General features: G+C 71.3%; 15 protein-coding genes, 1 pseudogene and 1 riboswitch. Of the genes and pseudogenes, 10 read left to right on the top strand and 6 right to left on the bottom strand.

What is annotated here, in order from left to right; genetic code table 11:
• The first annotated feature begins 132 nt into the window (after positions 1 to 132).
• From ACZ4EF_RS01115 to ACZ4EF_RS01135, 5 genes are all read left to right on the top strand, one after another.
• Positions 133 to 936, top strand: coding sequence for a hypothetical protein (locus tag ACZ4EF_RS01115; RefSeq protein ID WP_467502092.1), 804 nt, complete (start codon positions 133 to 135; stop codon positions 934 to 936).
• A 41-nt stretch (positions 937 to 977) separates the two neighbouring features.
• Positions 978 to 1,178 carry a hypothetical protein gene (locus ACZ4EF_RS01120; protein ID WP_355336247.1) on the top strand — a complete coding sequence of 67 codons (201 nt, stop codon included), beginning with the start codon at positions 978 to 980 and terminating at the stop codon, positions 1,176 to 1,178.
• A gap of 113 nt (positions 1,179 to 1,291) precedes the next feature.
• Positions 1,292 to 1,696, top strand: a complete 405-nt coding sequence (locus tag ACZ4EF_RS01125) for a nitroreductase/quinone reductase family protein (protein WP_391042774.1) — start codon at positions 1,292 to 1,294, stop codon at positions 1,694 to 1,696.
• A gap of 232 nt (positions 1,697 to 1,928) precedes the next feature.
• Complete coding sequence (locus ACZ4EF_RS01130; protein ID WP_467502095.1) at positions 1,929 to 2,240, top strand: chaplin family protein; 312 nt, start codon at positions 1,929 to 1,931, stop codon at positions 2,238 to 2,240.
• A gap of 95 nt (positions 2,241 to 2,335) precedes the next feature.
• The gene (locus ACZ4EF_RS01135) at positions 2,336 to 3,652 is read left to right on the top strand and encodes a tetratricopeptide repeat protein (RefSeq protein ID WP_467502096.1); all 1,317 of its coding nucleotides are present in this window, start codon (positions 2,336 to 2,338) and stop codon (positions 3,650 to 3,652) included.
• A 766-nt stretch (positions 3,653 to 4,418) separates the two neighbouring features.
• Here ACZ4EF_RS01135 and ACZ4EF_RS01140 read toward each other — a convergent pair.
• Positions 4,419 to 4,595, bottom strand: coding sequence for a hypothetical protein (locus tag ACZ4EF_RS01140; RefSeq protein WP_467502098.1), 177 nt, complete (start codon positions 4,593 to 4,595; stop codon positions 4,419 to 4,421).
• Between the two features lie 166 nt (positions 4,596 to 4,761).
• Between ACZ4EF_RS01140 and ACZ4EF_RS01145 the strand changes: the two genes are divergently transcribed.
• Positions 4,762 to 5,046, top strand: a complete 285-nt coding sequence (locus ACZ4EF_RS01145; protein WP_467502099.1) for a hypothetical protein — start codon at positions 4,762 to 4,764, stop codon at positions 5,044 to 5,046.
• A gap of 70 nt (positions 5,047 to 5,116) precedes the next feature.
• Here the strand turns inward: ACZ4EF_RS01145 and ACZ4EF_RS01150 are convergent, their stop codons facing one another.
• Entirely contained in the window at positions 5,117 to 5,752 is a 636-nt protein-coding gene (locus ACZ4EF_RS01150; protein WP_467502619.1) for an N-acetylmuramoyl-L-alanine amidase, read from the bottom strand.
• Positions 5,753 to 6,431: 679 nt separating this feature from the next.
• A riboswitch (cyclic di-AMP (ydaO/yuaA leader) is annotated at positions 6,432 to 6,604 on the top strand.
• A gap of 11 nt (positions 6,605 to 6,615) precedes the next feature.
• Here ACZ4EF_RS01150 and ACZ4EF_RS01155 point away from each other — a divergent pair.
• Positions 6,616 to 7,965, top strand: coding sequence for a M23 family metallopeptidase (locus tag ACZ4EF_RS01155; protein ID WP_467502100.1), 1,350 nt, complete (start codon positions 6,616 to 6,618; stop codon positions 7,963 to 7,965).
• A 107-nt stretch (positions 7,966 to 8,072) separates the two neighbouring features.
• Here the strand turns inward: ACZ4EF_RS01155 and ACZ4EF_RS01160 are convergent, their stop codons facing one another.
• The gene (locus ACZ4EF_RS01160; protein ID WP_467502102.1) at positions 8,073 to 8,621 is read right to left on the bottom strand and encodes a hypothetical protein; all 549 of its coding nucleotides are present in this window, start codon (positions 8,619 to 8,621) and stop codon (positions 8,073 to 8,075) included.
• 140 nt (positions 8,622 to 8,761) lie between these two features.
• Positions 8,762 to 9,064: a hypothetical protein gene (locus tag ACZ4EF_RS01165; RefSeq protein WP_355336261.1), complete on the bottom strand. Its 303-nt coding sequence runs from the start codon at positions 9,062 to 9,064 to the stop codon at positions 8,762 to 8,764.
• Positions 9,065 to 9,365: 301 nt separating this feature from the next.
• Here ACZ4EF_RS01165 and ACZ4EF_RS01170 point away from each other — a divergent pair, with 301 nt between their 5' ends.
• The 3 genes from ACZ4EF_RS01170 to ACZ4EF_RS01180 all read left to right on the top strand — a co-directional run bounded on the left by ACZ4EF_RS01170 (position 9,366) and on the right by ACZ4EF_RS01180 (position 12,876).
• Positions 9,366 to 10,613 (top strand): sensor histidine kinase, encoded by a 1,248-nt coding sequence (locus tag ACZ4EF_RS01170; RefSeq protein ID WP_467502105.1) that lies wholly within the window; start codon positions 9,366 to 9,368, stop codon positions 10,611 to 10,613.
• Between the two features lie 11 nt (positions 10,614 to 10,624).
• A complete protein-coding gene (locus tag ACZ4EF_RS01175; protein WP_391042790.1) occupies positions 10,625 to 11,272 on the top strand; it encodes a response regulator transcription factor in 648 nt (215 codons plus the stop codon).
• A 512-nt stretch (positions 11,273 to 11,784) separates the two neighbouring features.
• On the top strand, positions 11,785 to 12,876 hold the full coding sequence (locus ACZ4EF_RS01180) for a hypothetical protein (RefSeq protein ID WP_467502106.1): 1,092 nt from the start codon (positions 11,785 to 11,787) through the stop codon (positions 12,874 to 12,876).
• 199 nt (positions 12,877 to 13,075) lie between these two features.
• Here the strand turns inward: ACZ4EF_RS01180 and ACZ4EF_RS01185 are convergent.
• Together ACZ4EF_RS01185 and ACZ4EF_RS01190 are read right to left on the bottom strand one after the other, a co-directional pair.
• Positions 13,076 to 13,414: pseudogene (locus ACZ4EF_RS01185) on the bottom strand (TMEM175 family protein); the annotation flags it as partial.
• Between the two features lie 116 nt (positions 13,415 to 13,530).
• Positions 13,531 to 16,704, bottom strand: coding sequence for a DEAD/DEAH box helicase (locus ACZ4EF_RS01190; protein ID WP_467502108.1), 3,174 nt, complete (start codon positions 16,702 to 16,704; stop codon positions 13,531 to 13,533).
• Positions 16,705 to 16,751 lie beyond the last annotated feature (47 nt).

The following is a 16,751-nucleotide window of genomic DNA, read 5'->3' on the forward strand; positions in this document are numbered from 1 at the left end:
CTGGCGTCGGGGTCGCGGGGTCGCGGCGGCCCGGCGGCCCGGCGTCAGGGTCGCGTCAAGACCGCGGGCGGGGGCGTCAGGGCCACGTCAGCGGTCGGTACGGGGCCGCCGGACGCTCGTAGCGTCGGAGACATGGGATACGGCGAGGCGGTCGAGACGGTGCGGTCGGGGGCTTCCCCGGTGTCGGCCGGGCACGCGCCCGCGGCCGGGCACGGGTACGGGCCCGCGGCCGGGCATGGGTACGGGTACGGGCCCGGTTCGGCGTACGGACGCCCGCGCCCGCGCGGCGCCGCGCACGTATCAGCGCACGTATCCGCGTACGGGCGGCTGCCCGGTCAGGTGCGCGTCCATCGGCCCGCGACGGCGTACGACCACGGATGGCGCGCCGGATTCCGGGTCGCCCTCGGGGTGGCGGGCGGCCTGCTCGCGGCGCTGACCGCGGCGGACTGGGCGCTGGGCACCCTCGACCCCGTGCGGGCCGCGTTCTGGACCGCGCTGGCCGCCGCCGTCTTCGGGGCGCTGTGTCCGCCCCTGGTCACGGCGGGTGACGGCTGGCTCCGGGTGCGGGGCGTGCTGCGCGGCCACCGCGTCCGTACCGACCGCCTGGTCCGTATCCACCTCTTCCCCGGCCGCACCCCCCGGCTCGTCCTCATCGACGCCGAGGGCGGGCGCGCCGCCTTCGACCCGCGCGTGCTCGCGGCCAACCCCGGCCTGTGGCGCCTGCTGGAGGCGGGCGGGCGGCGGTCGTACGGCAGGGGGCTGCTGGTCGCGGGGCTGCCGGTGCTGGACGGACTGGCGGCCGAGGCCGCAGGGGGCGCGGGGCGGGAGCCGGGACTGGAATCGGGTGCGGAATCGGGTCTGGAATCGGGTGCGGAATCGGGGCGGGAGCCGGGTCCGGGGTCGGGCGGCGGGCCCGGCCGGTCGGGTCGCGGCTGATCCGGGGTGCGGACCCGGGGCAGGCGGGGCAGGCTGGTGTCATGGACACTCCGCCGATCACCGTGCACCCGCCGGGCCCCGGCGGCGGGCGGCGGGTCACCATCCGCGGCACCGACGTGGGCCGCGCTCACCGCATAGCCGACCTCGTCGAATTCCTCCGCCGCGCCGGTCTGGACGACATAGAGGTCGAGGAGACCGACCTGATCCAGTGGGTCGGCGGCGACGCGGACACCTGGTCGTAGCCGATACGAGGCCGTCGGCCGTACGGCCCACGGCGCACGTGTCGGTGCGGGTAGGTTCGGACCCGGCGTAACGCCCAACGGGGGCGTCGGCGACATCCTGGAGGACCGGGCCGGTGTCAGAGCGAGTCGAGCGCAATCAGTTAATCATTGACCAATTCCGCGCCAACGGAGGGCAGTTGGGCGGCGGAGGTCTCCCTCTGCTGCTCCTCACCACCACCGGCGCCCGTACCGGCCGCCGCCTCACCTCCCCGATGGCCTACGCCACGGACGGCCCGGACCTCGTCGTCTTCGCCGCCAACGGGGGCCGCCCCACTCACCCCAACTGGTTCTACAACCTCCGCGCCGACCCCGCCGCCCACGTCGAGGTCGGCACCGAGTCCTTCGATGTCACGGCCACCATCACCGAGGGCGCGGAGCGCGACCGGCTCTGGGCGCAGCAGTTGCGCGCGGCGCCGTTCTTCGCGGACTTCCAGCAGCGTGCGGGGCGCACGATTCCGGTCATCACGTTGAGCCGCTGATGTCGCTAGGGCGCTGAGTCGCTAGGGCGCTGCGCCGCTGAGCCGTTGGCCCGCTGGATTTCGGGCCCGCGCCGCCGGGGCCCGACGTGCGTCCCTCGGGGTGTTCCGTGATCGCCGCCGCTGCGTGTCAGTTCCGGCGGTGGCTCGTTGACCAGGGCGTGGCCCCGCGAATATGCGGTGGGCATGGTCGGTGTCAGCGGCGGGACTCGGTCCCGGACCAAGGAGGAACGTGATGGGCGCAGAGGCGTGGGACATGGTCGGCGGCGTGGGCAAGCTGGGCGCGCGGGCCGCCGTGCTGGGCGCGGTCGCGGGAGCGGCGCTGCTCCCGGCCGGTGTCGCGCACGCGAGCGTCCTCGGGGTCGGCGACGCGGTGTTCGGCAACGCCTGCGTCAACCAGGACCACGGCGTGCGGTCGGCGGGCGCGACGGTCGCGGGCAGCGGGGTGGGCGGCGGCAACCAGACCGGTCTGCCGCTCAGCCTGCCGCGCAACCACTGCGGCGGCAGCGGGATCGTCTGCACCGCCGTCTTCATGTCGTCCGTCTGACCCGGGCGGGAGCGGCGGAGCGGCGAGCGGCGGCCGGTCGGATGACGGCAGCGGCGGGCACAACGGTGGTTACGGTGGCGGGCGTTGGTACGGGCGTGGGTACGTGCGCTGCGCCGGGTGTCGGTACGGGTGTGGCCGCGGGCGCCGCGCCCGGCGACCGGGCGGTGGCCGAACTGCTCGCCCTCAGCGGGCAGGCGCTGCCCTCGCTCCGCCGGTGGGCGGCCTCGGAACCGGACTGCGGGCTGGCCCGTGCGCTGCTCACCCTGGCGACCGGCGACGGCCTCGGCGACGCGGAGCTGAAGGCGGAGTTGGCCGTCGCGTACCGCGACGCGCAGGCGGCCGGCGAGCGCCAGGCGAGCGTGGTGTACGGCGTGTTCCTCTTCACGCACCGGCAGTACGCGCTCACCGCGGACCACTTGGTGGCGCACTTCGCCCGGTGGCCGGCCGACGAGGTCGCCGGGCTCATGCTCGGCGCCTTCGCCGCGGACGCGGACCCGGCCGGACGCGCGCGGGGCGAAGCCCTCGTCGAGGAACAGGCCGCCCTCGCGGGCCCCGGCAACTGGCCCTGGACGAGCTGGCTGGCCGCCGCCCGCGCCGAGCAGGGGCGGGTACGCGACGCCCACCGGCTCGCGGCACGCGCCCTGGAACTCTGCCCGCGCTCAGGCGTCGCCGCCCACGCCCTCGCCCACGCCGAGCACGAGTTGGGCACCGGGCGGGCGGGCACGGAATTCCTCGACGCGTGGCTCGCGGCGGACCCCCGCGCGGTGCAGTCGCGCCATCTCACCTGGCACGCCGCGCTCCACTCCATCGCCTGCGGCGACTTCGCCGACGCCCGTCGCCGCGCGGACGCGGCCCTGTCCAGGTCCGACGTCGGCATGCGGGCCGCGACCAACTGGCGCCTGCTGCTGGCCGGACAGGAACCGGCCGGGCGCGACGACCCCGCGCACGTACGGGAGTTGCTGGCCGGACCGGGCGGCATGGCGGAGGTCTTCCACACCTTCAACCTCGCCCTCGCCCTGGCCGTGGAGGCCGCGACCGACGACCTGCACGCCCTGGCCCGCCGCGCCGCCGCCGACCCGCGCACGGAGTTCCGCGACGTACTGGCCCCGGTGGTACGGGCGTTGGCGGAGATCACCGCGGGCCGCCCCCGGGCGGCGGCCGACCTCCTCACCGACCTGGGCGAGGCGGCGGACCGGATCGGCGGGGTGCGCGTGGAGCGCGAGATCATCCACGACACCCTCGCCCGCGCCCTCGCGGACGCCGGAGAACCCGCCCGCGCCGCCGCCCTGCTCCACGACCGCGTCACGGCCCGCCGCCACCACGTATACGAAGACCTTCTCCTTACGCCGGGCGGCCCGGTCGTCTCCGATGACCCGGCGGCCGACCGCCGACCGCCACATACTCCGGCGTGACCGCCACACCGCCGACCGCGTACCCCCGCGCCGTCCGTGGCCGTCCCGTCCGCCCCGGCGGCCGACCGCCCCTCGCCCCGCGCGTCCCTGTGCCCCGCACGCCTGGCCGCGTCCCGGTGGCCTTACGCGTGCGTGCGCGCCACGCCCAGGGTGGCTCCGACCGGGCGGCCGCACCAGCCGCGCGGGTGCGGGCGCGGGCACCACGCGCTACGTACGTCGGTGTGACTCGCGTACTGGTGGCCCGTCGCGGGTGGCGACCCACCGTTTGGCCGCGCACCCGCGTGCACCACGCGCCACGTACGTCGGTGCGGCCCGCATACCGGTCGGCCACACGCGGGTGGTCACGTACCCGCGACCGGGCCCCGTGGCCGTGAGCGCCACGCGCCCACGTACCCCCGCCGTGCCGTTCATCGCCGGGCAGCAAGCCCGGCCCGCCCCGACTTCTTCGGAGAGTTACATGTCCGCTGCCCACTTGATCGTCGTGTCTTTGCCGGGCAGTGGGACGCCGGTGGTGGCCGGGATCACCGGCGCGCTCGGGTATGCCTCGCTCGGCACGATGAGCGGAGATCAGTCGGCCGGGCCGCGGCAGCCCGGTCCTGGCGAGGTGTATTCGCTGCTCACGGCCGCCTACGGTCCCGAGAGGGCCGCCCGCCTGCTGAACCCGAATCCGAGTCCGAACCCGAATGTGGAGCCCGCTTTTCACGAGGCGGTCAGCGCCCTGTGGCGGGTGTGGTGGACGCGCCTGGGCCAGCCGGTCACGCACGGCTCACCCGTGGACCCCGGCGCCGAAGCCCGGCTGGCCCGGCTGCCCGCCGCCGAACTGCTCGATCTGCTGCCGGGCAGGGGCTGTTGGTACGTCACCGGCCTGGACCTGCGCCGGGCCGACGCCGACCTTCTGCGCGTCTGGCACTCCGGCGGACGGCCGCCGATCGTCTTCCACCACCGGGACATCCGCGACCGGATCATCAGCCAGATCCGCGCCCTCACCCGGCCCGAGGGCCAGGTGGGCTCCCTAGCCGGAACACCTCGTCTACCGCGACATCCTCACCGCCCTGCCGACCCTGGACGCCCGCATCACCCTCGCGCTGACCGACCCTGGCTTCCCCGGCATGCACGAGGCCCGCCGGAGCCAGTGGCTCCTCCGCCACCCGGCGGTCTGCGTGATCACCGACGAGGAACTGGCGGGCCCCGCGCGCGAAGAGGCACTCGCCCGCCTCCTGCGCGCGACGGGCCACACGTCCCTCCCGGCCACCGCACTCCCCCCGCCGGCCGCCCCCGGCGACGTACCGCCGGACACCGGCCGCGCGCTCTTCACCCCCGCCCACGACCGGCTCCTCCGCCTCCACCACGGCGACCTCCTGCCTCCCCTGGACGCGGCCACGTCCACGAGGTGAAGGCCGCCGTGCGCTCGGGCACCGTCCCCCGAATCCGCGCCGATTCCGCGCCGATTCCGCGCCGGAGGCGTCAGGTGCCGTTGACCAGGCGGATGTAGCGGACCCAGTCCCAGTTGGGTCCGGGGTCGGTGTGGTCGGTGCCGGGGACCTGGACGTGGCCGATGATGTGGTCGCGGTCCTTGGGGATGCCGTACTTGTCGCAGATCTCGGCGGTGAGGGCGGCCGAGGAGTGGTACATCGCGGTGGTGAAGTAGGCGGGCTGGTCGACCCAGCCCTCGTGCTCGACGCCGATGCTGCGGGTGTTGTAGTCCCAGTTGCCCGCGTGCCAGGCGACATCGCGCTCGCGGACGCACTGGGCGATGGCGCCGTCGCCCGAGCGGACGACGTAGTGGGCCGCCGCCGCGTGGGAGGGGTCCTGGAAGAGGCTGATGGTGTCGGTGAAGGACTCCTGGGTGACGTGGATCACCACGAGGTTGATCGGGTAGGTCGAAGTGCGGTTGGACGCCGTGTAGTTGCCGGAACTGGCCGGGGTCCAGGAGGCCGACGGGTAGTCCACGGTGGCGGCCGACGCGCGGCCGATCCCGGACGTCAGGTCCGCCGTGACGCCGACGGTGACGGCGGCCCCGAAGGCGAGGGTGCCGCGCAGCAGCGAGCGCCGGGTGGGCGTCTCCGCCGCGAGCGGGACCCCGGCGGGGGTGCCGGGTATGCGCCCGGGTGAGCCGGTGGGTTCGGTGCCGGAGACGACCCCGGACGGGACCGGGACCCCGGACACGGCCCCGGACGTACCCGAGGACGTAACCCCGAGCGTGCCCCCGGACGTACCCGTGGACGTAACTCCGGGCGTGCCCGTGGCGTCGACTTCGCGCCCAACCTGGCCGGATTCACCGGCCGGGCTCAACGGGCTTGACAGCGCGGGTACTTGGGGGTCGCTGGGGCGTGCCATGAAAAGCTCCCTTGGGCGTCATGGAGAGGACGAGTGCATGACAGAAGTACGGGGCCTGCTCATGGTGGGGTCCGGGTGCGTGACCTGCCAAGCGATTCGCGAATTGGCAGAGGTCCACACCGGTGGCGAGACCGCGGCGGCCCCGTCGCCGCCCGTTGCTTGGCTGCCGGACCCCGGCCGTCGGTCGACGCCGTACACGGCCGTGCACACGGAATCGGCGCCGCGCCCTGACCGTACGTAATCGAACCGTCCCCCTGTGCATAACAACTGACACACACTCACATCACTACCCGGCCACATCCGGTGCCGGGTTTACCCGTATCACGCACTCCGTGACCGTTTGGTTCCCGACGTCAACTCTTTGATTCGGCTTGGAAAACGACCCCGGCTCTATTAACGTTCGATAACGCAGCGCGGTTGTCACCACCGCCACAGAGGCGGCACCGCGCGCTTGCCGAATCCCGTCCGCGGGAACCGGGGACCCGCCCTCCTGCTCGCCACACCCTGGCGTACGGGAGGGGTCCAATGGGGTGAATCGGGCAGCATCCAGGCCCGTAGGAGACCTTCCTGCTCCGAACCCGTCAGCTAACCCGGTAGGCGACAAGGAAGGAAAGGAGTGCGCCCGCGTGGCGTCCAACCAGCCTGCCTACGCTCCCGCCCCGGCGGCCCCAGCGGCCGATCCCCCCGGCGAGTGGGACGACTGGAATTCTCCAGGGGATTCCGCCGCCTCTGCCGAAGCCACTGCTTCTGCCTCTGTCGCTGCCCCTGCCGAAGCCGCCGCGTACGTCGCGGCCCAGGTCGACCCCGGTGCCGCGGGCGCGCAGGGCGGATACGGCGCGTACGGCGTTCAGGGCGCGAACCGTCACCGGCTTCCGCGCCAGCGCTCCGTCGGCTCCGTGGCCCGTGGCTCGACCGTCCTCGGCGTCGCCGCGATGGCCGCCGTAGGGGCCGGGGGCGTAGCCGTCGCGGCCGACGCCGTACCCGCGCCCATAGCGGTCCCGGACCTGCCGGAACTCCCCGACTCCCTTGACCTGCCCCCGAGTTCGACGGGGGTCTCGCCCGCCGGTTCGCCCGGCGTCTCGGCGCTGCCCACGGCCGGTGACTTCTTCGGCGCGGCGGTACGGGACGTGTCGGCCCCCGACACCGCCGTGAGCACGGCCGCCGATACGGCCACGGACTTGGCTCCGGCTACGGACTTGGCTCCGGCCCCCGACTTGGCTCCGGCCACGGACTTGGTTCCGGCCACGGACTTGGCGCCGGTTTCGACCACGGCTCCGACCGCCGTCGTGGCCGCCTCCTCCGTCGACGTCGCGCCGTCCGCCGCCCCCGTGCCCACCGACCCCGGTGAGGCCCTGCGCGCCCGCATCATCGACGAGGCCACGCGGCAGCGGGACGCCGCCGCGCGGGCCGAGCGCGAGGCGGCCGAGAAGGCGGCGGCCCAGCAGGCCGCCCGCGAGGCCGCCGCGCAGAAGGTACGCGAGCAGGCAGCCGCCGCGAAGGCCGCGGCGGAAGCACAGGCCAAGGCCGATGCCGAGGCCGCCGCCAAGGCCGAGTCCGAGCGCCTGGCCCACCTCGCGGTCTCGTACCTCAAGCCGCTCGCCTCGTACACGCTCACCGACAGCTTCGGCGAGGCCAGTTCCCTGTGGGCCAACACCCACTCCGGCCAGGACTTCGCCGCTCCCACCGGCACCCCGGTGCACGCCATCCACACCGGTACGGTCACCTCGGCCGGGTGGGCGGGCTCGTACGGCTACCGCGTGATCCTCACCCTCGATGACGGCACCGAGCTGTGGTACTGCCACCTCTCCACCATGGTCGTCACCTCCGGCGAGGTCATCACCGGCGACACCATCGGGCGCGTCGGCGCCACCGGCAACGTCACCAGCCCCCACCTCCACCTGGAGGTCCGCCCCGCCGCCGGGGCCGCCCCCATCGACCCGGCCGTCTGGCTCCGCGCCCACGACATCGCCGTCTGAACCATCTGGGACGGTCCCGCTCCACCCGGGACCGCTCCTCCGGTTAACCCCGACGGCCCTGGCGCTCCCCCCCCGACGCCAGGGCCGTTGGCATGCGGCCGGTTCGGTCAGCCCTTCCGGTCCAGCGTCGCCGACAGCACGGCGATACCCGTCTCGCCCTCGTCGAACTGGCGCAGGACATCCGCCAGCGTGGCGGCGGCATCGGTGTGCTCGATGACGAGCAACGGCTGCGCGCCGTCGTCCTGGACCGCCGGCACGAAGTCGGTGACGATCTCGCCCCGCAGCAGCACCAGACGGTCGGCGTCGAGCGGATCGCGGACCAGCCCGGCGAGGTGCGTCCGCAACTCGTCCGTCTCGCCCAGATCGGCGTCCAGCACCGCGTGGTGCGACAGCACCGTCACGGCCAACCGCTCGCCGATCCGCTCATAACGCGCCGAGAGGTCGTCCGACAGCAGATAAAAGACGCCCTCCTCGCCCTCGTGCCCCCGGTTCAGCAGCAGACGGATCATCCGCTCCGCCGGGTCGGGCGAGTCCAGATCGAGGTCCAGAATCACTTCCACGCCGTCCGGATCCATCGACGGGATCGCGCCGATCCATATCCGCGCCGACCCGGAACCGGCGGCCCCGCCGCCGGTCGTGACATCGTCGTCGTCCATGCGCGGCATTCAAACACGCGGCTCTCAGCCGCGTGGGCCCGTCACGGCCGGGGCGTGGTCTCAGGGGCGACGGCGATGTCGGCGTCGGCCCGCGACCGCCCTGGACGGGGCGCCCGCGTCGGCGTTCATACGCGCGGCTCTCAGCCGCGTCGGCCCGTCACGGCCCAGGACGCGGCGGCCACGCCACCGGCGACGGTGAAGACGGCGGGCCAGGCGCCGAGCTTGCGGGCGAGAGGGTGCGAACCCGCGAAAGCGGCCACGTAGACGGTGGTCAGCGTCGTGGCGACCGCCGGTCCCGAGCGCGCGTGCCACTCGCGGGCCGCGAGCGTGCCCGCCGCCGCGAGGGCCACGCCCCCAAGGGCCCGCTTCCGCGTCCACCGGGCCACCCCGTAGCCGCCGATCAGCCCGCCCGCCGCCACCACACTCGCCGGAACCCCAGCCATCCCGTCCTCCTCCTCACGCACCAACCCCGAAGCCTTGCCTCCGAGGCTAACCGCCCCTCGTCCGCCGCCGCCGCGAGGGGGTCCGCGACCAGAGGCGGCGAGTCGCCCTGTCCGGTGTTTGGGGACGGGAGCCGGGGTTGGCGGGTGTGCCAGTGGCGGTGGGCCAGCCCGTCCGGCGTTTGAGGACTAGCCCCAGCGGCAATGAGCGCCCACCCGTCGACCACGCCCCGCCGTCCGGCACCCGAGGGCGGACAGGGGACGGTTCCCCGGGCGGGACCCCCGCCGCCCCTACCCTCGGGGAATGACCGACGCCGACCTCCGTATGGAGGGCCGCCCGGAGGGCCGTACGCCCCGCGACTGGGCCGTGGACGCGGCCGCGCTCTGCTTCGCCGTACTGGTCGGCATGGTGGTCTACGGCGTCGCGGCGCAGCACGAGGACCGGCCGGTGTGGATCCAGGCGGTCGACCTGCCGCTCGGCGCGCTCGCGTGCGTGTCGCTGTGGTGGCGCAGGCGGTACCCGATGGCCGTGGCGCTGCTGGCCGTACCCGCGTTGGCGCTGTCCAACAGCGTGTTCGGCGCCGGGATGGTGATCACGGCGAGCCTGGCGCTGTACGAGCCGCTGCGCCGTTCGCTGCCGGTGCTCGGACTGTTCGTGGCCGCGTCGGTGCCGGACGCGCTGCTGCTGTCGGACCCGCACGGCACCGACTGGACGGCGGCGGCCTTCTCGGTGGCGTACTACCTCGTCTCCTTCGCCTCGGGCAGCGCCCTGCGCAGCCGACGCCAACTCCTCGTCCGGCTGCGGGAGGACGCGGTACGCGAGCGCGCCGACCACGCGCGGCGGCTCGCCGACACCCGCCGCGCCGAACGGACCGCCATCGCACGGGAGATGCACGATGTGCTGGCGCACCGCATCTCGCTGCTGTCCGTGCACGCGGGCGCGCTGGCGTACCGGACGAGGAGCGCCGACGGGCCCGCGCTGGACGCCGCAGAGATCGAGGAGAGCGCCCGCGTCATCCGGGACAACGCCCATCAGGCGCTGGAGGAGTTGCGGGAAGTGCTGCTCGTGCTGCGGACGGAGGACGAGGGCACGGCCGCGCCGCAGCCACGGCTCGCGGACGTGGCCGTACTGGTGGCCGAGGCGCGGGCGGCCGGCCAGGACGTGCAGTTCCACGACGACGTGGACGCCGCGCTCGCGTCCGACCTGCGCCCGCAGGCCCAGCGCACCGCCTACCGCGCGGTGCAGGAGGCGCTGACCAACGCCCGTAAGCACGCGGCCGGTTCACCCGTGACCGTACGGCTGAGCGGCGCGCCCGGCGCGGACCTCACCGTCGAGGTGACCAACCCGCAGGCGTACGAGGCGACTTCGGGGCCGCCGCGCCCGATCCCCGGTTCCGGCACCGGTCTCGTGGGCCTCGGCGAGCGCGTCGCCCTGGACGGCGGGACCCTCGAACACGGCCGCGCCGACGGCGTGTTCACCGTACGGGTACGGCTACCGTGGCCCGCGACATCAGCGCGTGATCCACGGCAGCGGGGGAAGGGCGAGGCGTGAGGGGCGACGGCATGATCCGGGTACTTCTGGTCGACGACGACCCGCTGGTGCGCGCCGGGCTGAAGATGATGCTGCGCGGCGCCGACGGCATCGAGGTCGTCGGCGAGGTGGGGGACGGCGCGGCCGTACCCGGGGCCGTACGGCAGCACGGTCCCGACGTCGTCCTCATGGACATCCGCATGCCGGTCATGGACGGCATCACCGCCACCCGCGCCCTCACCGGGCGCGACCCCGCGCCCCAGGTCATCGTGCTGACCACCTTCGGCGCCGAGGACACCGTCCTGGAGGCGGTACGCGCGGGCGCGGCGGGCTATCTGCTCAAGCACACCGAGCCGGAGGAGATCGTCGAGGCCGTACGCCGGGCGGCTCGCGGCGAACCCGTCCTGTCGCCGTCCGCCGCTCGTGCCCTCATCGCCCACGCGGCTACCGGGTCCTCTTCCCGCGCCGACGCCGCCCGGCAGCGGCTCGCCGACCTCTCCGAGCGCGAGCGCGACGTCGCCCGGGCCGTCGCGGAAGGGCTCTCCAACACCGAGATCGGCGCGCGGCTGCATGTGTCGGTCGGGACGGTCAAGGCGCATCTGTCCAGCGCGCTGGGGAAGGCCGGGGTCGAGAACCGGATTCAGCTCGCGCTGCTGGCGCATGACGCGGGGGAGGAGTGAGGGGGCGGTGCTCTCGGCGGTCCCGTCCCGTAGCGCCTCCGGCGGGGATGCGGGCCGGTGGGTGTACGGGGCCGGTCGGTCGGAGTACGGCACGGGCCGGTGGGTGTACGGGGCCGGCAGGCTGGTGTACGGCACGGGCCGGTCGGTGTACGCCTCCGGGCGGTCGGCCGACGGGGCCGGTCGGTGGGTTGACGGGTCTGGCCGGTCGGACCGCGGGTCTGGCCGGTCGGCCGAGGCCGTGAACGGGGCGGGTGCCTAGCGTCGGAGGTATGCCTTCCGACGACGCAGTACGGACGTCTTTGCCGCGGGCCGCCGCTTCCGCCCCGGACCCGGGGGCCGAGGCCGGCCGGGGGACCGTATCCGACCCTGGAGCCGACTCCCGGCCGGGGACCGTATCCGACCCCCGGACCGTATCCGCGTACCGGCCGCCGACCGACCCGCGCCCGGCCGACCCGCGCCCGCACGACCCGCGTCCACAGGACCGGCGCCCATATCACCGTCTCCGGCTCGCGGTGGCCCTCTTCTTCCTCTCTCCCCTGATAGGGGAGTTCCTGCTCGGCAACCAGCCGGTCACCGCGCTGCCGTCCGTCCTGATCCTCGCGCCGATGTACGGCGGCGGCGCCGTACTGATCCGCGAGTGCGCGCGGCGCCTCGGCCGGGGCTGGCCGACGATGATCGTGCTCGCGGCGGCGTACGCCCTGGTCGAGGAGGGGCCGATCGACCAGATGCTGTGGAATCCGCACTACGGCGGGTTCGACATGGCGGGCGCGTACGCGGGGACGTACGTGCCGTTCCTCGGGACGAGCGTCGGGATGATCGAGGACGTGCTGTCGATCCACACGGTCTGGAGCGTGTGCGTGCCGATCGCGATCGTGGAGACCTTCGCGTGGGGTGGCGGGCGCGCGGGACGGGAGATCCGGCCGTGGCTGGGCAACATCGGCCTGCCGCTGGTCGCCGGGGCCTTCGTCGCCGACTCGCTCTTCCTCGCCGTCGCGCAGCAGCACAGCGAGCACTTCATGGCCTCGCCCGCGCGGCTCATCGGCTGCGGCGCCGTCATTCTCGTACTGATCGCGCTGGCCTTCACGCTCCCCGCCCGCCCGGCGACCCGCCCGACGGCCCGTACGCCCCGCCCCTGGCTCGTCGGCGCCACGGCCTTCGCCGCCACGTCCCTCTACTGGGCGCGCGGCGGCCTGCTCCCCTCCGGCGTCCCCGACTGGACCGACCCCGCGCTGTGGCTCCTGGCCGTCGCCGCCTTCGTACGCCTCGCGCTCCGCTGGTCCCGCAGCCCGGCGTGGTCCGCCGCCCACCGCTTCGCGCTCGCCGCGGGCGCCGTCCTCACCTACGCCTGGGTCGGCTTCACGCAGTCCTCGACTCTCGACGTCTCCCTGTCCCTGGCCCTGACGGGAAGCGCCGTCTTCGCCCTCGCCGCCCTCGTCCTCCTGGCCGCCGCCGCCCGCGCCCTCACGCGTCGCGCAACTCCCGGTCGCCCCGCCCCCAGAAACGCCGGTACACCCGCCGGGCCAGCAGCGGACCGAGAATCCACAGCACCCACGCGTGCGTCGTCGCGAAGAACACCGGAATGGACAGACCGAACCCGACGATGACCCCGTACGACCCCTCGTTCCCGTCCACCCCGGCGCCCGTCCCCGCGGGGTTCAGCGTCTTCAGGTAATACGTCAGGGCGAGCAGCGTGACATTCGCCAGCACCTGCAACAGCGCGTAGAAACCCCACCGCAGCGCATGCGTGGCGACGGTGTCGTGCCCCTCCTCGATCAGCATCTTCGTCGCGAACGGATTCAGGATGATCATCATCAGCCACACCATGTTGATCTTCCGCAACCGCGTATCGACCCGCAGCGCCGTCCTGAACACCCTGTGGTGCTCGCCCCACGCCATCGCGATCACCACGAAACTGATCAAAAACGCCAGGTAATGCCCGTCATCCGCCCGCACCGAGTGCCAGAACTCCGACACATCGTGCCCCTCCGGCACCGGCAACTCCAACGCGAGCAACGTGATGGCGATCGCCACCACCGCGTCCGAAAACAAAATCAGCCGCTCCGCCGCCCGCGTCTCATGCCCTTGCTCGTTCTCCGAAATATCCGTCTCCCCACACACCGCGACGCCCCAAAGACCCCGCACTCACCACTAAAACCGCCCCAGTAGACCACCCCACCCCACCCCCGACACCTCAGCGCCACCTCCACGCCCGCTTGTGCTCCCGCCGTGCCTCTCAGCCACCCTTAGCGAGCGGTGATTCAACTGACAGCGATGGCTGAGTATGTCCACACATCGGCGGGCATAGTGTGAGTCAGCTTCCACACGACCCCGATGGGCCTGCTGCCCTTCGACTCGACGTACTCAGCGGGGCCGAGGAACATCCAAGGCTGTGGCCCGCCGATGTCAGTCTTCTTGTAACGGCGGACGAAGAGGAGGACATGGGTGCCCTGGTCCACGTGGGTCCGGTAGCGGATTCCCGTACGAGATGTATCAGACGTCTGTACCTGCGATTCCCAGTGGAACAGCGACTCGTTCATTGCGTAGTCCCGGTACCGGGTCTGAGGTGAGAAGTCCTTCTCGTCTTTCTCTAGGGTGATGAACAATGCATCGGTTTTGATGTTCTCGCACCACTTAACGCCTTCACGGAAGTGACCGGGCATGAAACCCCCGATCACGGACTGTCCGAGAGCCGCCAGGATCTCTTCGCGGCTGTAGGAGGCGTGGATGGCCAAAGGGAGACCGGGGTGCGTGCCGAGGAGGGGAATTGGGACGTGTTCGGCGTGGTCGAGACCCCATTTGAGGATCTGTCGCAACTCGTGTCGGAAGGCTACCTGCGGATCAAGGGTGCGGAAGGCTGCTTCGTAACTGGGGAAACCGCCCAGCGGCCACAGCGTGAAGTAGAGCATGCGTGCGTACGCCTGCTCGTGGGGGCTCAGAGTTTCGTAGGCAGGTGCGTCGTCTGCGAGCAGCCGCGTGTATGTCTTGACCCGCACTGGGTCGTCGGCATGGAGGAAGGCAGCCGCTCGACGGAGGAGTTCGGCTTCCCCGACTGGTGCGGAATCTGTGATCAGGTTGGCCCGACGAAGCAGTCCGGTCCATGAATGACCTGCGCCTCGGTAGAGCTCCTTGATCTCCCGGCCGCTCTCGTTGAGATAGTCGGCCAAGAGTGGTCGGGCGTAGGATGCGACCTCATTGGCGAGCTGCATGACGTTGACGCTAATCTGACTCTTGATGTTCTTGAGGATGACTTCTTTGGCCTTGGGCTCCAGGATGATCTGGCAACCTGAAGGCAGTTGCGGGAAGTCCTCTCTCATGCTGGTCAGGAGGCGGTTGCGCGTGAGGTTTGTCAGAGCACGGAACTGTTCCTCGAATCGGAACTCAGCGCGATGCTGGCCGATGAAATCCAGGACAGTGAGGACTGCCTTCCCCTCGCTGCGCCTCAGGCCACGCCCAAACTGCTGGAGGAAGACGGTTGCGCTTGAGGTTGGGCGCAAGAGGAGCAGAGTGTCCACATTCGGGATATCGAGGCCCTCATTGAAGAGGTCTACGGAAAAGATGATCTGAAGGGTGCCGTCCTTGAGGTTGGCCAGTGCTGCTTTTCGCAGGGCACTTGGCGTCTCACCGGACAGGGCTACCGCGTTGAGCCCGGCTCTCTGGAAGAACTCCGCCATGTAGTGGGCGTGCTTCACTGACACACAGAACCCGAGCGCGCGCATAGCGCCGGGGTCACTCACTTTGTCCTCTACCGCGCGCACAATGAGTCGAGCCCGGGCGTCGTTTCCTGTGAAGAGGTTACTCAGTTCGCCATCATCGTAGGTACCACGCGTCCATGTGACCGCAGACATGTCTGTGTTGTCGGTGATCCCGAAGTAGTGGAACGGGGTGAGGAGGTCGTTCTCCAGTGCCTCCCAGAGACGCATCTCGGCGGCGATTCTGCCGTTGAAGAACTCGTCTTGGACGTTGTGACCATCCCTCCGCTCGGGTGTTGCTGTCAGCCCGAGTAGCTCCAAAGGTTGGAAGTGGTCGATGATCCTGCGGTAGGTCCGTGACGTGCTGTGATGAAACTCGTCAATAACGACGATATCGAAGTGGTCGGGGGCGAGCCGATCCAATGCTTTCTCGTTCAGAGACTGCACGCTCGCGAATACGTGAGACCAGTTGCTCGGGATGTCGCCCGAATGAAAGTGTTCCCCGAAGTTCGCATCATCCAGGACGCCTTGGTACGTGCGGAGTGACTGGTCGAGGATCTCCCGACGGTGAGCAACGAACAACAGACGTAGATCACGGCCGAGCTTCCGACGCAAGTTTCGATAGTCCAGTGCCGCCATCACTGTCTTGCCGGTACCGGTCGCGGCGACCAGGAGATTGCGATGTCTGTCATGGACCGTACGTTCGACGTCCAGTCGCTCCAACATGTCACGCTGGTAGGGGTATGGGCGTACCTCTAGGCCAGAAAGGCTGATCGACGGTCGACCGCTCCCTTTGTTGCCACCGCCTGCTTCCGTAAGCGCCTCTTGAAGGCGATCACCGTCGCGGTCCGGGTCGTACGCTTCGAAGGCTGCTTCGCTCCAGTAAGCATCGAAGGTTGCGGAGAACTTGCGCATTACAGCAGCCGTGGCAACTGACGAGAGCCGTACGTTCCACTCCAACCCGTCGAGTAGCGCAGTCTTGGAGAGGTTTGAGCTGCCGACGTATGCCGTGTCGTATCCGCTGTTTCGTCGGAACAGCCACGCCTTCGCATGGAGACGGGTTGATCGCGTCTCGTAGTTAACTTTCACCTCGGCACCAAAATCCTGCACAAGGCGGTCCAGGGCTCGTCGCTCGGTGGCACCAATGTAGGTCGTGGTGATCACTCTGATCGGCACACCGCGATCTCGAGCGGACTTTAGTGACTGCTCTAGAACGCGGAGGCCGTGCCATTTCACGAAGGCGCAGAGAAGGTCGATGCGGTCCGCGGTAGCCAACTCGGCGCGCAACTCGAACCCGAGGCTCGGGTCCTCCGGCGAGTTGGTGATGAGAGCTGTTTCAGAAAGCGGCGTCGCCGGGCGGATCGCATAGACCCCTGGCGCCTCCTGCTCTGCGATGGCCATGAGCTGACGCGGCCCGTCGGAGACGAGATCGATCCACTCCTTGGCGCCGTCGATGGTGCTTACCGAATCCAGAATCTGGTTCGCAGCGAGGACCCGCTCGGCAGGAGTGAGGTGCTGAAGGACGCGATGTACCGTCGCGGAGACGTGCCGAGCTAGCACATGGGGAACAGACTCGTCCCCCACGATCTCGTCGATCGCGTGGAGACCGACAGCGTCCAACCCTTTGATCTGCTCTGCGAGTCGGGCGGTGATGAGCTGCTCGTAGAGCCCGGCCACCGGCTCTTCGTTGTGTGTCACGCCAGTCACTGAATTTCTCCCCCTCGCACCGCGGAACAGGCTCATGTGTAACAGGAGCTTCCGACATTCGCAGCGCTTTGCCCCCCACGGGG

The sequence above is a fragment of the Streptomyces sp. NPDC025721 genome (genome assembly GCF_055558595.1).